Genomic DNA, 13,510 nt, shown 5'->3' on the forward strand with positions numbered 1-13,510 from the left:
GTAGGGAGCAACCAACATGGCTTACAAGAATTTCAAGGTTGAGACCGATTCCGACGGCATCGCGCTCGTCACCTGGGACATCCCGGGACGTTCGATGAACGTGCTCGACGAGACCTCGACCAGCGAGCTCGACGCGATCGTCAAGGAGACCACGGCCGACGCCGCGGTGAAGGGCGTCGTCATCACCTCGGCGAAGGAAGCGTTCTGCGCCGGCGCTGACCTCTCCATGCTCGAAGGCATGAACCAGGCCTACGCAAAGGTCTTCAAGGAGCAGGGTGAGACCGCCGCGAACCAGATGCTGTTCGAGCAGAGCCGCCGCTTCTCGCAGGTGCTCCGCGGAATCGAGACCTCAGGCAAGCCGTGGGCGGCCGCGATCAACGGGCTCGCGCTCGGCGGCGGTTTCGAGATCACGCTGTGCTGCCACTATCGCGTGGCCGCGGAGAATCCCAAGACCCGTCTCGGCCTGCCCGAGGTCAAGGTCGGCCTGTTCCCGGGCGCGGGCGGCACGCAGCGCGTGCCGCGCCTGGTGCCACCGCAGGACGCGATGACGATCCTGCTCAAGGGCGATCCCGTTACGATCGAGAAGGCCAAGGCGCTGAATCTGATCCACGCCATCGTTCCGGCTGCCGAGCTGATCAAGGCCGCGAAGGACTGGATCAAGGGCGGCGGCAAGGCGGTCGCGCCCTGGGACGAGAAGGGTTTCAAGCTTCCGGGCGGTCCGGTGTTCTCCAAAGCCGGCATGATGATGTTCCCGGCCGGCAATGCGATCTATCGCCGCGAGACCTACGACAACTATCCCGCCGCGCGGGCGATCATGAGCTGCGTCTATGAAGGCCTGCAGTTGCCGATCGACGCGGCGCTCCGCGTGGAGTCGCGTTACTTCACCTCGGTGCTGCGTTCGAAGGAAGCTGCCGCGATGATCCGCAGCCTGTTCCTGTCGATGCAGGAGCTGAACAAGGGTGCGCGACGTCCGAAGGACGTGCCGCCGACGAAGGTCAGGAAGATTGCCGTGATCGGTGCCGGCTTCATGGGCGCGAGCGTCGGCTACGTGTCGGCCCGCGCCGGCCTCGACGTCGTGCTGATCGATCGCGACCAGGAGAGTGCCGACAAGGGCAAGGCGCATGCGCAGAAGGTGATCGAGGACCAGATCAAGAAAGGCCGCGCCAAGGCGGATGATGCCGAGAAGCTGCTCGCACGCATCACGCCGACCGCGGACTATGCTGCGCTGAAAGACGTCGACCTCGTGATCGAGGCGGTGTTCGAGGACCGCAAGGTCAAGGCAGACACCTTTGCCAAGGCGCAGGAATACCTGAAGCCGGACGTGATCTTCGCGTCGAACACCTCGACGCTGCCGATCACCTCGCTGGCCGAGAGCTTCAAGGACCAGGGCAAGTTCGTCGGCATCCACTTCTTCTCGCCGGTCGAGAAGATGATGCTGGTCGAGATCATCCTCGGCAAGAATACCGGCGACGTCGCGCTCGCGACCGCGCTCGATTACGTCCGGCAGATCGGCAAGACGCCGATCGTGGTCAACGACACCAGAGGCTTCTTCGCCAACCGCTGCGTCGGCCGCTACGTTGCCGAAGGCAACGAGATGTTCCTGGAGGGCGTGCCGCCGGCGATGATCGAGAACTGCGCCAAGATGGCCGGCATGCCGGTCGGTCCGCTCTCGCTGTCGGATGAAGTCGCGCTCGACCTCGGTCTGAAGATCATGAAGGCGACGGAAGCCGATCTCGGCCCGAACGCCATCAACCCCGATCAGAAGAAACTGATGGTCGAGATGGTCGAGAACCAGGGCCGCCTCGGCCGCAAGAACAGCAAGGGTTTTTACGACTATCCCGAGAAGGGCAAGGGCTCGAAGAGCCTGTGGCCGGGGCTGTCGGCCCTGCAGCCGAAGCAGCTCGATCCTGACACGCTCGACGTCGAGGAGCTGAAGCAACGCTTCCTGGTGGTGCAGGCGGTGGAAGCCGCGCGCACGGTTGAGGATCACGTCATCACCGACCCGCGCGAGGCGGATGTCGGCTCGATCCTCGGCTTCGGCTTCGCGCCGTTCACCGGCGGCACGCTGTCCTACATCGACTTCATGGGCACGAAGAACTTCGTCGAGCTCTGCCACAAGCTCGAAGCCAAGTACGGCTCGCGCTTCACGCCGCCGAAGCTGCTGGAGGAGATGGCGGCGAAGGGCGAAACCTTCTACGGCCGCTTCGCGCCGAAGAAGGCGGCGGCCTGATCTAGCTCGTCATTCCGGACAGTCCGCAACGCGGACTGATCCGGAATCTCGATCGGCTTCGCTCGGCAACAATTGCGAGATTCCGGGTTCGCCGCGTCGCGGCGCCCCGGAATGACAGAGAATGACTACTTCGCCTGCGCCAGCCCTTCCTTGGCCAACGCCTCCTGCACCTTCGGCCGTGCCGCGACGCGGGCCTTATAGGCGGTGAGGTTCGGCATCGCGGAGAGGTCGAACTTCATGCGGTCACCCCAGGTCAGCATGGTGAAGAGATAGCCGTCGGCGACCGAGAACTGCTTGCCCATGAGGTAGTCCTTGCCGGCGAGCTGGCTGTCGATGTGCTTCAGCTTGCCCATGACGCGGTCCTTGAAGAACGCCTTGGCGTCGTCGTTCAGGGCCGGCGCGAACAGCGGGCCAAAGCTCTTGTGCACCTCGGAGGTCAGGAAGTTCAGCCATTCGAGCAGCTTGTAGCGCTCGGAACTGTCCCGCGCGGGGGCGAGTTGCTTGGCCGGGACCTTGTCGGCGATCATCTGGACAATGACCGGGCCTTCGGTCACGATCTCGCCGCTGTCGAGGCCAAGCGCGGGGACCTGACCCTTGGGATTGACCTTCAGATAGTCTTCGCCGTTCTCGAGCTTCTTGGCCCGGATATCGACCTTGACCAGCTCATAGGGTAGGTCGGCCTCCAGAAGCGCGATATGGGGGGACAGCGAGCAAGCGCCGGGCGCGTAATACAGTTTCATGGAATTTCCTCCTCTTGAGGCTTGGTAGGGGCGAAAGAACGCCTACATGCATCTGCATCCAATAGTCAAGATTGATGCAGGTGCATCGAGTGGGGTAAGAAGCGGACGACGAGCTTGAGCGGGACCATGAAACGCAAACCATCGACCGAGGCAACCAGTGCCTGGATCCGCCTGATGCGGGTGCAGAGCCGCGTGCTCGACTGTGTCGAACAGGACCTGAAGAAGGCAGGGTTCCCGCCGCTGGCATGGTACGATGCGCTGCTCGAATTGTCGCGCGCGCCGAGCGGAGAGCTGCGCCCGGTGGAGCTCGAGCGGCAAATGCTGATCCCGCAATACTCCACCTCGCGCCTGATCGACCGCCTGGTCGACGAGGGGCTCGCCTGCCGGCGCGAATGCAAGATCGACAAGCGTGGTCAATTCGTCGAGATCACGGAGGCCGGCCGCGAGTTGCAGAAGCGAATGTGGGGCGCCTACTCGGCTGCGATCGAGAAATATGTCGGCTCGAAACTCTCCGATGCCGATGCGGTCAAGCTCAGCGGTCTGCTCGACCGGCTGGGCTGCTCGTGCGGCGAGATGAAGCTGCCGCCCGTAGTCAACGTCACCGAACCTTCGCCGTCGCGATGATCGCGCGGCAAACCAGCACGTCTGCGCGCCCGGTGGGTTCGCGGACCATCCCCGCCACCCGCGCGCATTCGATCGAAGCGCTTTTGATTAGAGTTTGATATGGCGCGAGACCAGATCGATATGACGCCGCTGCAATCGCGCGACGAGCTCGTGGCGTGGTTCGAGGCCGGCAGCAAGGACCCGTCGGAATTCCGCATGGGTACCGAGCACGAGAAGACGCCGTTCACGCTCGAAGGCCATCGGCCGGTGCCCTACGAGGGCGCACGCGGCATCGGCGCGCTGCTCGAGGGCATGAAGCTCCTGCTCGGCTGGGAGCCGATCATGGAGAAGGGCAACATCATCGGGCTCTACGACGTCACCGGCGGCGGTGCGATCTCGCTCGAGCCAGGGGGACAGTTCGAACTGTCCGGCGCGCCGGTCGAGAACGTGCACCAGACCCAGAGCGAGCTGATGGCGCACCTGGCGCAGGTGCGCGAGATCGCGACCCCGCTGGGCATCGGCTTCCTTGGCCTCGGCATGACGCCCTCCTGGTCGCGCGCCGATGTCCCCGTCATGCCCAAGGGCCGCTACAAGATCATGAGCAATTACATGCCGAAGGTCGGCCGATACGGCCTCGACATGATGTACCGGACCTGCACGGTGCAGACCAATCTCGACTTCTCCTCCGAAGCCGACATGGTCAAGAAGCTGCGCGTCTCGCTGGCGCTGCAGCCGGTCGCGACCGCATTGTTCGCCAATTCGCCGTTCACCGAGGGCAAGCCGAACGGCTTCCTGTCCTTCCGCTCGGAGATCTGGCGCGACACCGACAATGCGCGCGCAGGCATGATGCCCTGGGCATTCGAGGACGGCATGGGTTTCGAGCGTTATGTCGACTACGCGCTCGACGTGCCCATGTATTTCGTCAAGCGCGGTGAAGACTACATCGATGTGTCGGGCTCCTCGTTCCGCGCCTTCTTCGACGGCCGCAACAACAACCTTCCCGGCGAGCGTCCGACGCTGTCGGACTGGGCCAATCATCTCTCGACGATCTTCCCCGAGGTGCGGCTGAAGCGCTATCTCGAGATGCGCGGCTCCGATGGCGGCCCGTGGGGCCGGCTCCCGGCGCTGTCGGCGTTCTGGGTCGGACTGCTCTACGACGACGTGTCGCTCGATGCCGCCTGGGACATGGTAAAGCACTGGACCGCGCCTGAGCGTCAGGCGCTACGCGACGACGTGCCTCGCTTTGGCTTCAAGGCGCGGATCAAGGACCGCTATCTGTTCGAGATCGCCAAGGAGTGCCTCATTCTCGCACATGCAGGCTTGCGCCGTCGGGGCCGCATCGACGCGATCGGCCGCGACGAAACGCGGCACCTGGAGCCGCTCGATCGCATCATCGATTCCGGCCGGACCCCGGCCGAAGAGATGCTCGAGAAGTTCAACGGCGCCTGGAACGGCTCGGTGGAACCTGCTTACGCGGAATACGCTTTCTAGAGCCACTATCGGGATTGGGCCGTTCATCGCCCGTACAGGTTTGCGGCGATCAAATGTCCGGCCGAAAAACCTGAGCGCCGTCAATAACTCGAAAGCTGTTCCGATGGGGAAGGGCCGCCTGTCCGGGGCCGTCATGGCCAAGGTCTTGGCAAGCGTCGTGGCCTGCGTCACGCTGCTGTCGCTCGTATTTGCGAGCGTACCCGCGCGTGCCCAGACGGCGTTCGACCGACCCGGCGGCGATTATTTCAACACGCCCGTCACGTCGGGCGATCCCGAGGATTGCGCGCTGCTCTGCGAGCGCGATCGCCGCTGCCGGGCGTGGAGCTTCAGCTATCCTGATATCGACGGCGCCGCGGCGGTGTGCTGGCTCAAGAACACCGTGCCGCCGCGACAGCCCGCCAATTGCTGCATCTCCGGGGTGCGCGGTGCCGGTGTGATCGAGCCACGCGTCGAGGGCGTCGAGACCTCGATCGACCGTCCGGGTGGCGATTTGCGGAATTTCGACCTGAAGGATGGCGAAGGCGAGGAAGCCTGCAAGGCCGCCTGCACCGCCGACAACAGGTGCCGGGCCTTCACCTATGCCCGTCCCGGCTATACCGGGCGCGAGGCGCGCTGCTTTCTGAAAAAGGAAATCAAGCCGCCGCGGCGGAAAGCCGGGTTCACCTCTGGCGTGGTGAGATAGGCCAGGATCACCGCGCCGCAATCACCGTGAGCTCCGGCCATAGCGCTTTCCATCGCCCGGCTTTCAAGGCGTAATTCGCGGCGGAGAAATTCGGGCCCGCATTGGGACGCACAATCAGGCCTGCGACATCATTGAAGCCGTGCGGTGCATAGACGTCGAAACCGTCGTCCGTGCGCCTCACGCCCACTTGCGTATTCTGCGTCAGGAAGCGGTCGATGCCGTCAGTGGAGCGCGATAGGGGCGGATAGGGCAGGCCGTGCTTGGCCGGATACCACAGATGCACGCGTGCCTGGTTGCGGGCCTCGATTTTGGCGTCGAGACGATCGAGCCGTCCTTGCAACTGGCGGATCACAACGTCCTCCGCGTCCCAGGACGTGTCAGGGTCGAAATAGAACACGTCGTAATCGGCAATGCCGTGATCGACGGCGCGCTTCGTGAGCACGTTCCACACGGTTTGCACCAGGCATCCCGAGACCAGCCACGCGTCGGGAAGCGCGAGGCGGTGGAGTTCATCAATGATTGCGAGGTTGACCGGGTTCTTCAGAGCCAGCGCAAGGAAGCGAGCCTCGTCCATGGCATCAGTCACGCGCCGACACGCGCATCACCTTAAGCGCGGGCCTGCCGTAGGATGTGCCGTCGTCGACCTCCGGCCACGTCAGCGCAAATTTTCTGACGTCGTCGAAGGTCATGGCAGCAGGCTCAGTGCACGGCAGTGAAGAACCGTGCGAGGCGGAAGCCGGAGAGCCAGGTCCAGACCGGCTGGCCGCGCATGCCGAGATCCCAGGAGCCGAGCACGGCATCGGCACGGCCGACCAGATTGTCGACCGGCAGCAGGCCGACGCCGCCGGAGCGCAGCGGCACGCGGCTGTCAGCCGAGTTGTCCCTGTTATCGCCGAGCACGAACAGATGCCCTGGAGGCACGGTCACTTCCGGCGTGTTGTCGAGCGGCCCGTTGTCGCGCATCTTGAAGATCAGATGCTTGACGCCGTTCGGCAGTGTCTCGACGTAGCGGTAGGCAGGCTCGCTGCTGCCATTGTCGTCCTCGGCGGCGCCAACGCCGTCCGGCTTCAATTCGGCAGGACGATCGTTGATGAAGAGCTGACCCTGTCGCATCTGGATGCGGTCACCGGGCAAGCCCACGACGCGCTTGACCCAGGCCTGCGAGCGATCGCCGGGCCAGCGGAACACCACGACATCGCCTTGCTTCGGCATCTCCGCGAACACACGGCCGGTTTCCGGGAGGTTGATCTGGATTGGCAGCGACGAGGTGCCGTAGCCATAGGGGAATTTCGAGGCGAGCAGCGCGTCGCCGATCAGCAGCGTCGGCTCCATCGAGCCCGACGGCACGTAGAACGGCTCGGCCAGCGCGCCCTTGGCGATAAAGACGGCGGCGACGATGCCGGCGAGCTGCATGAGCTGCCCGGCCCAGCCGCTGCTGCTCTTCCGCTTGGTGCTGAGGGTTGCTTTGTCTTCCACGTTCATGCGCCTGTTCCACCCACCGTAATGCGTTCCATCAGAAGCGACGGCTGGCCGACGCCGACAGGCACGCCCTGACCGTTCTTGCCACAGGTGCCGATGCCGGTATCGAGCGCGAGATCATTGCCGATCATGCGGATGCGATGCAGGTCGGTCGGCCCGTTGCCGATCAGCATGGCGCCCTTCAGGGGCGCACCGATCTTGCCGTTCTCGATCTTGTAGGCCTCGGTGCACTGGAACACGTATTTGCCCGAGGTGATGTCGACCTGTCCGCCGCCGAAATTCGCGGCAAACACGCCGTTCTTCACCGACGCGAGAATCTCGGCCGGGTCGCGGTCGCCCGCGAGCATGTAGGTGTTGGTCATGCGCGGCATCGGCACATGGGCATAGCCCTGGCGGCGGCCGTTGCCGGTCGGCTTCATGTTCATCAACCGTGCATTCTGGCGGTCCTGCATGTAGCCGACCAGGATGCCGTCCTCGATCAGCACGGTGCGATTGGTCGGGGTGCCCTCGTCGTCGATCGAGAGCGAGCCGCGGCGTGAGGCAATGGTGCCGTCGTCGACCACGGTGACGCCCTTGGCCGCGACCTGCTGGCCCATCAGGCCGGCAAACGCGGAGGTCTTCTTGCGGTTGAAGTCGCCCTCGAGACCGTGGCCGACCGCTTCATGCAGCATTACGCCGGGCCAGCCGGCGCCGAGCACGACGTCCATCTCGCCCGCAGGGGCGGGGATCGATTCGAGATTGACCAGCGCCTCGCGCAGCGCGCCGTCGGCGGCGTCGCGCCAGGACCGGGTCTCGATGAATTCGGCATAGCCGGCGCGGCCGCCATAGCCCTTGCTGCCGCTCTCCTGTCGATCACCCTGGCCGGCCACGACGGAGATGTTGACGCGCACCAGCGGGCGGATGTCGCGATAGCTCTCGCCGTCGGGCCGCAGGATCTCGACCACCTGCCAGGTCGCGCCCAGGCTGACGCTGACCTGCCGCACCCGCGGATCCTTGTCGCGCAAATACGCGTCGATCTCGGCCAGCAGCTTGACTTTGGTCTCGAAGCCGGGGGCATCGAGCGGGTTGTCGTCACCATAAAGCCGCACGTTGGTATGCGCTGGCGGCGCCGCGAAGCTGCCGGAATAACCGCCGCGCACGGCCGCGACCGCATCGGCGGCGCGAATCAGCGCCGGCAGCGACACGTCGGAGGAATGCGCATAGCCGACCGCATCGTCCTTGACGGCGCGCAGGCCGAACCCTTGCGAGGTGTCGTAGGTCGCCTGCTTCAGCCGCCCATTGTCGAACATCAGCGCTTCGGTCTGGCTGTATTCCAGAAACAATTCGCCGTCGTCGGCGCCGGCAAGGCCGCGCGCGACCTCGTTGCGAACCTGGTCACGGTCGAGATTGGCGCGGTCGAGCAGGGAGGTCGTGGCGGGGTTGGTCATGCGTCCGTCCATTATCGGGGGATGTGAGGCAAGATAATGGTTTCAGACCCGTTCCGCGAGAGCGCGACGCCTCACATTACGGAAACAATAGGTTCGTCGCGGGCCTGACCCTACGGCAGCTTGTCGTAGCCCTCGCCGAGGCCGTTCAGGCTGAGCGGGAAGCCGATGCCCTCTTCGGGCGTCTCGAAGATGATGAAGGTTGCGGTCTTGGCGCTGCGGAGCTGGCCGAGCAGCTTGTCGTCCATGACGACCTCGGCGACGCAGCCATTGGGCAGGCAGCGGACGAAGCCGGCGCGGCCGACGTCCTGGTTGTCGAGCTTCAAGCCAAGGCCGGAGGGCAGCAGGACCCCCAGGGGGGCGACCACCCGCATCAGGCGGCTCTTCTGGTCGGCGGTCTTGAGCACGATCACGGTGAGGCCGGCATTCGAGCGGTCTTCCGCCACCACGCTCTGGATCAGGGCGCATTGCTCGGCCTGGGCACCCGGCGGGGTGTCGCAGCGGATCTGCCAGTCGCCATGGACGGAGCGCACCGCGCCCTGGGCATGGGCGAGGCTCGGCAGGAACAGGCCGGGCAAGGCAAGGAAAACTGCGACAGCCACGAGGCCGACGAGGTTCCTGAGGCCGTCACCCGGCCGCAGAACCGATCTTGCCATGCATCTCGAAAGCCCCATCGGGGTCGGTCCCTCCGCTCGCTCGCGCTGACTGATACGGGAATGACGGCGTCTTGAAGGCAATTCACAAGCAAATTCCGCGCGGCCTTGGCTGCCATGGTCGCCACGAATCAGGTTCCTGCGCGGCCCTGCGCCTGTGCCTACAGCGGGCAATCCGGCTGTCAAGCCGCGGCATCCCGGGAAGCGGTATTTTTGTCTGATGTTGCTTGGAGATATCTTGCGGGTCATGGCTCACAGCAGGGCCGAAGACTGCATTGCGATAGATCAAGAATTATGGTTTGAGAGGCTTGATTTCGGCGTTCTAGCGATCCGGCCCGAATTCCTCCTTGAGGTATTCTTGCGCGGCGGTTGTCAGGCGGGCGGATCGAATAAGCGTTCCCCGCAAACAGGGGGGCGCACTTGGGGTGATTTCGTAAGGGGAGCGCGAACGGCATGAGGATGTCGATGAGTCGGGTGGGCCGGCAATTGCTGGGATTGGCCACCATCGCCTTGGTGGCGACTGGCATCACGCTGGTGACGGGCGGCACGGCATTCGCCGAGCTCGGGCAGCCGGCGCCATGGGAATGGCACCTGCAGGGCTCGGGTTCCCCGGTGATGGACAACATCGTCTCGTTCCACAATTTCCTGTCCTACCTGATCATCGCGATCACGCTGTTCGTCCTGGCGCTGCTCGTGATCGTCGTCGTGAAATTCAACGCGAGGGCCAATCCGGTGCCGTCGCGGACCACCCACAACACGCTGATCGAGGTGGTGTGGACCCTGGTGCCGGTGCTGATCCTGGTCGGCATCGCGGTGCCGTCGTTCCGCCTGCTGTTCCTCGAGCTCGACGTGCCGAAGGCGGATCTGACCATCAAGGCGACCGGCAAGCAGTGGTATTGGTCCTACGCCTATCCCGACAACGGCAAGTTCGAGTTCGACTCGCTGATGGCCCAGGACAAGCAGCCGCGCCTGCTCGGCGTCGACAACGAGATGGTGGTGCCGGTCAACAAGGTGATTCGCGTTCAGGTCACCGGCGCCGACGTCATCCACGCGTTCGCGCTGCCGGCCTTCGGCGTCAAGATCGACGCCATTCCGGGGCGTCTGAACGAGACCTGGTTCAAGGCCACCAAGACCGGCATGTTCTACGGCCAGTGCTCGGAGCTCTGCGGCAAGGACCACGCCTTCATGCCGATCGCGATTCGCGTCGTGAACGACCAGGAGTTCGCCTCCTGGGTTGAATCGGCGAAGAAGAAATATGCGAGCGGCGACACCAGCACCTTCGCCTCCGCGGCCGGCCCGACGCAGTAAGCGCCGGGGCGACGGCTCGAGGGACTGAAAGCGACATAAAGGGCGGGACCTCCAGGGGTCCGAACGGACGCAAGGCAGGATTTGAAAATGGCAACCAGCGCAGCGGCACACGGCGATCACGCGCAAGACCACGCACATGATCACGAGCACGCCCATCCGACCGGATGGCGGCGTTACGTCTATTCGACCAATCACAAGGACATCGGCACGATGTACCTGGTCTTCGCGGTCATCGCCGGCATCATCGGTGCCGCGATGTCGATCGCGATCCGTGCCGAGTTGATGTATCCGGGCGTGCAGATATTCCACGAAACGCACACCTATAACGTGTTCGTGACCTCTCACGGCCTGATCATGATCTTCTTCATGGTCATGCCGGCGATGATCGGCGGCTTCGGCAACTGGTTCGTGCCGCTGATGATCGGCGCGCCGGACATGGCGTTCCCGCGCATGAACAACATCTCGTTCTGGCTGCTGCCGGCCTCCTTCGCGCTGCTCCTGCTGTCGTCCTTCGTCGAGGGCGAGCCGGGAGCCAACGGCGTCGGCACCGGCTGGACCATGTATGTGCCGCTGTCGAGCTCGGGCCATCCCGGTCCGGCGGTCGACTTCGCGATTCTCTCGCTCCATCTGGCGGGTGCCTCGTCGATCCTCGGCGCCATCAACTTCATCACCACGATCTTCAACATGCGCGCGCCGGGCATGACCCTGCACAAGATGCCGCTGTTCGTGTGGTCGATCCTGGTGACGGTGTTCCTGCTGCTCTTGTCGCTGCCGGTGCTCGCCGGTGCTATCACCATGCTGCTCACCGACCGCAATTTCGGCACCACCTTCTTCGCCCCCGACGGCGGCGGCGACCCGGTGCTGTTCCAGCATCTGTTCTGGTTCTTCGGTCACCCCGAGGTGTACATCCTGATCCTGCCGGGCTTCGGCATGGTCAGCCAGATCGTCTCGACCTTCTCGCGCAAGCCCGTGTTCGGCTATCTCGGCATGGCCTACGCCATGGTCGCGATCGGCGGCATCGGCTTCGTGGTGTGGGCGCACCACATGTATACGGTCGGCATGTCCAGCGCGACGCAGGCCTATTTCGTCGCCGCCACGATGGTCATTGCCGTGCCGACCGGCGTGAAGATATTCTCCTGGATCGCCACGATGTGGGGCGGCTCGATTGAATTCCGCGCGCCGATGATCTGGGCGGTGGGCTTCATCTTCCTGTTCACCGTCGGTGGCGTCACCGGCGTCGTGCTGGCGAACGCCGGCGTCGACCGCGTGCTGCAGGAGACCTACTACGTCGTCGCGCACTTCCACTACGTGCTGTCGCTCGGCGCCGTTTTCGCGATCTTCGCCGGCTGGTACTACTGGTTCCCGAAGATGACGGGCTACATGTACAACGAGACGCTGGCCAAGGCGCATTTCTGGGTCACCTTCATCGGCGTCAACCTGGTGTTCTTCCCGCAGCACTTCCTCGGCCTGTCGGGCATGCCGCGCCGCTACGTCGACTATCCGGATGCGTTCGCCGGCTGGAACCTGATCTCGTCGATCGGCTCCTACATCTCCGGCTTCGGCGTGCTGATCTTCCTGTACTGCGTGCTCGATGCCTTCATGAAGAAGGTGCCCGCGGGCGACAATCCCTGGGGCGCGGGTGCCACCACGCTGGAATGGACGCTGTCCTCGCCGCCGCCCTTCCACCAGTTCGAAGTGCTGCCCCGCGTGCAGTAAGCAACGAGACTCCGCGGCGTCCGAGACGGGCGCCGCGGCTCTACAACGAAACGAGTAGGTTTAAGTGTCCGTCCTCGATCAGAACGCCATCGACATCAATCCCCGCATCTCCGAGGCGGAGGTTGGCGACTATCTCGCGCTGCTCAAGCCTCGGGTGATGTCGCTGGTGATCTTCACCGCGCTGGTCGGGATGGCGATGGCGCCGGGGCACTTCCACTGGGTTCTGGCGATCACCTCACTGCTCTGCATCGCCGTCGGCGCCGGCGCCTCGGGCGCGCTCAACATGGCGCTCGAGGGCGATATCGACGCCAAGATGTCGCGAACCGCGAACCGTCCGATCCCGCGCGGCCGCATCACCCGTCCCGAGGCGATGGCGTTCGGCATGACGCTCGCCTTCTTCTCGGTGATGACGCTCGGCATCCTCGTCAACTGGATCGCGGGCGCGCTGCTTGCCTTCACCATCTTCTTCTACGTCGTCATCTACACGATCGGCCTGAAGCGCTGGACCGCGCAGAACATCGTCATCGGCGGCGCTGCCGGCGCGCTGCCGCCGGTCGTCGCCTGGGCTGCCGTAACAGGCACCGTCAACGTCGAGCCCCTGCTGCTGTTCGCGATCATCTTCTTCTGGACGCCGCCGCATTTCTGGGCGCTGGCGCTGTTCCGCTCCGACGACTATGCCCGCGCCGGCATTCCGATGCTGCCCAACGTCGCCGGCCCGGACGCGACCCGTCTCCAGATCCTGCTGTACACCATCGTGCTGATCGCGGTCGCCGCTGCGCCCTGGGCGCTCGGTTATTTCGATGCCGTCTACGGCATCGTCTCGCTGATTCTCGGTGCCGGCATGCTGGCGCTCGCGATCAACGTCTATCTCCGCCGCGAACGCAGCCAGTCGCTGCGCGCGACGCGAAAGCTGTTTGCCTTCTCGATCCTGTATCTGTTCGCGCTGTTCGCGACCTTGCTGGCCGAGGTCGTGTTCCGGGCGGTTGCTCCGATGGCATGGGGCGCATGAGGCAGGGATGGCTGACAAACCCGAGCCAGATGGAATCGTCCTCACCGAGGCGCAGAAGAAGAGCCGTCGTCAGCGCTCGATCGCAATCGCGCTCGCCCTCGGCGTCCTCGTCGTCCTTTTCTTCGCCGTCACCATGGTCAAGGGACCGGCGGTTCTAGTTCGGCCGCTGTAGGGA

Annotated in this window: 13 protein-coding genes and 1 pseudogene; 8 read left to right on the plus strand and 6 right to left on the minus strand. The window is 64.4% G+C overall.

The features are described 5' to 3' along the window. Positions 1 to 16 precede the first annotated feature (16 nt). Positions 17 to 2,230: an FAD-dependent oxidoreductase gene (locus BM222_RS33335; protein WP_092238169.1), complete on the plus strand. Its 2,214-nt coding sequence runs from the start codon at positions 17 to 19 to the stop codon at positions 2,228 to 2,230. A 125-nt stretch (positions 2,231 to 2,355) separates the two neighbouring features. Here BM222_RS33335 and gstA read toward each other — a convergent pair whose 3' ends face one another. Continuing rightward, complete coding sequence (gene gstA, locus BM222_RS33340) at positions 2,356 to 2,970, minus strand: glutathione transferase GstA (protein WP_092238172.1); 615 nt, start codon at positions 2,968 to 2,970, stop codon at positions 2,356 to 2,358. A 126-nt stretch (positions 2,971 to 3,096) separates the two neighbouring features. Here gstA and BM222_RS33345 point away from each other — a divergent pair, with 126 nt between their 5' ends. The 3 genes from BM222_RS33345 (at position 3,097) to BM222_RS33355 (ending at position 5,746) form a co-directional block, all read left to right on the plus strand. Further along, entirely contained in the window at positions 3,097 to 3,594 is a 498-nt protein-coding gene (locus tag BM222_RS33345; RefSeq protein WP_092238175.1) for a MarR family winged helix-turn-helix transcriptional regulator, read from the plus strand. 99 nt (positions 3,595 to 3,693) lie between these two features. Next, positions 3,694 to 5,064 carry a glutamate--cysteine ligase gene (locus BM222_RS33350; RefSeq protein WP_092238178.1) on the plus strand — a complete coding sequence of 457 codons (1,371 nt, stop codon included), beginning with the start codon at positions 3,694 to 3,696 and terminating at the stop codon, positions 5,062 to 5,064. 103 nt (positions 5,065 to 5,167) lie between these two features. After that, positions 5,168 to 5,746 (plus strand): PAN domain-containing protein, encoded by a 579-nt coding sequence (locus BM222_RS33355; protein ID WP_092238181.1) that lies wholly within the window; start codon positions 5,168 to 5,170, stop codon positions 5,744 to 5,746. A 7-nt stretch (positions 5,747 to 5,753) separates the two neighbouring features. Here the strand turns inward: BM222_RS33355 and BM222_RS33360 are convergent, their stop codons facing one another. From BM222_RS33360 to BM222_RS33380, 5 genes and pseudogenes are all read right to left on the minus strand, one after another. Further along, complete coding sequence (locus tag BM222_RS33360; protein ID WP_092238184.1) at positions 5,754 to 6,320, minus strand: nucleotidyltransferase family protein; 567 nt, start codon at positions 6,318 to 6,320, stop codon at positions 5,754 to 5,756. A 22-nt stretch (positions 6,321 to 6,342) separates the two neighbouring features. Further along, positions 6,343 to 6,435, minus strand: a pseudogene (locus BM222_RS33365) (MmcQ/YjbR family DNA-binding protein); the annotation flags it as partial. 10 nt (positions 6,436 to 6,445) lie between these two features. Then, the gene (gene lepB, locus BM222_RS33370) at positions 6,446 to 7,228 is read right to left on the minus strand and encodes a signal peptidase I (RefSeq protein WP_092238187.1); all 783 of its coding nucleotides are present in this window, start codon (positions 7,226 to 7,228) and stop codon (positions 6,446 to 6,448) included. Then, entirely contained in the window at positions 7,225 to 8,652 is a 1,428-nt protein-coding gene (gene tldD / locus BM222_RS33375) for a metalloprotease TldD (RefSeq protein WP_092238282.1), read from the minus strand. Before tldD ends, lepB begins: the two co-directional genes overlap by 4 nt. 110 nt (positions 8,653 to 8,762) lie before the next feature. Further along, complete coding sequence (locus BM222_RS33380; protein ID WP_092238190.1) at positions 8,763 to 9,323, minus strand: invasion associated locus B family protein; 561 nt, start codon at positions 9,321 to 9,323, stop codon at positions 8,763 to 8,765. Positions 9,324 to 9,755: 432 nt separating this feature from the next. Here BM222_RS33380 and coxB point away from each other — a divergent pair, with 432 nt between their 5' ends. The 4 genes from coxB (at position 9,756) to BM222_RS33400 (ending at position 13,507) form a co-directional block, all read left to right on the plus strand. Next, a complete protein-coding gene (gene coxB / locus BM222_RS33385; RefSeq protein ID WP_092238194.1) occupies positions 9,756 to 10,610 on the plus strand; it encodes a cytochrome c oxidase subunit II in 855 nt (284 codons plus the stop codon). Positions 10,611 to 10,697: 87 nt separating this feature from the next. Continuing rightward, on the plus strand, positions 10,698 to 12,326 hold the full coding sequence (ctaD, locus tag BM222_RS33390) for a cytochrome c oxidase subunit I (RefSeq protein ID WP_092238197.1): 1,629 nt from the start codon (positions 10,698 to 10,700) through the stop codon (positions 12,324 to 12,326). A 64-nt stretch (positions 12,327 to 12,390) separates the two neighbouring features. Then, positions 12,391 to 13,335, plus strand: coding sequence for a heme o synthase (locus tag BM222_RS33395; protein ID WP_092238200.1), 945 nt, complete (start codon positions 12,391 to 12,393; stop codon positions 13,333 to 13,335). 7 nt (positions 13,336 to 13,342) lie between these two features. Further along, positions 13,343 to 13,507, plus strand: a complete 165-nt coding sequence (locus BM222_RS33400; protein WP_092238203.1) for a cytochrome c oxidase system small membrane protein — start codon at positions 13,343 to 13,345, stop codon at positions 13,505 to 13,507. Positions 13,508 to 13,510 lie beyond the last annotated feature (3 nt).

Source organism: Bradyrhizobium sp. Gha, assembly GCF_900113735.1.
GTDB lineage: Bacteria > Pseudomonadota > Alphaproteobacteria > Rhizobiales > Xanthobacteraceae > Bradyrhizobium.

Bases quoted from the DNA above. Each gene is read 5' to 3' on its own strand.
- BM222_RS33335 (WP_092238169.1), top strand. From the start codon at position 17: ATGGCTTACAAGAATTTCAAGGTTGAGACCGATTCCGACGGCATCGCG.
- gstA (WP_092238172.1), bottom strand. From the start codon at position 2,970: ATGAAACTGTATTACGCGCCCGGCGCTTGCTCGCTGTCCCCCCATATC.
- BM222_RS33345 (WP_092238175.1), top strand. From the start codon at position 3,097: ATGAAACGCAAACCATCGACCGAGGCAACCAGTGCCTGGATCCGCCTG.
- BM222_RS33350 (WP_092238178.1), top strand. From the start codon at position 3,694: ATGGCGCGAGACCAGATCGATATGACGCCGCTGCAATCGCGCGACGAG.
- BM222_RS33355 (WP_092238181.1), top strand. From the start codon at position 5,168: ATGGGGAAGGGCCGCCTGTCCGGGGCCGTCATGGCCAAGGTCTTGGCA.
- BM222_RS33360 (WP_092238184.1), bottom strand. From the start codon at position 6,320: ATGGACGAGGCTCGCTTCCTTGCGCTGGCTCTGAAGAACCCGGTCAAC.
- lepB (WP_092238187.1), bottom strand. From the start codon at position 7,228: ATGAACGTGGAAGACAAAGCAACCCTCAGCACCAAGCGGAAGAGCAGC.
- tldD (WP_092238282.1), bottom strand. From the start codon at position 8,652: ATGACCAACCCCGCCACGACCTCCCTGCTCGACCGCGCCAATCTCGAC.
- BM222_RS33380 (WP_092238190.1), bottom strand. From the start codon at position 9,323: ATGGGGCTTTCGAGATGCATGGCAAGATCGGTTCTGCGGCCGGGTGAC.
- coxB (WP_092238194.1), top strand. From the start codon at position 9,756: ATGAGGATGTCGATGAGTCGGGTGGGCCGGCAATTGCTGGGATTGGCC.
- ctaD (WP_092238197.1), top strand. From the start codon at position 10,698: ATGGCAACCAGCGCAGCGGCACACGGCGATCACGCGCAAGACCACGCA.
- BM222_RS33400 (WP_092238203.1), top strand. From the start codon at position 13,343: ATGGCTGACAAACCCGAGCCAGATGGAATCGTCCTCACCGAGGCGCAG.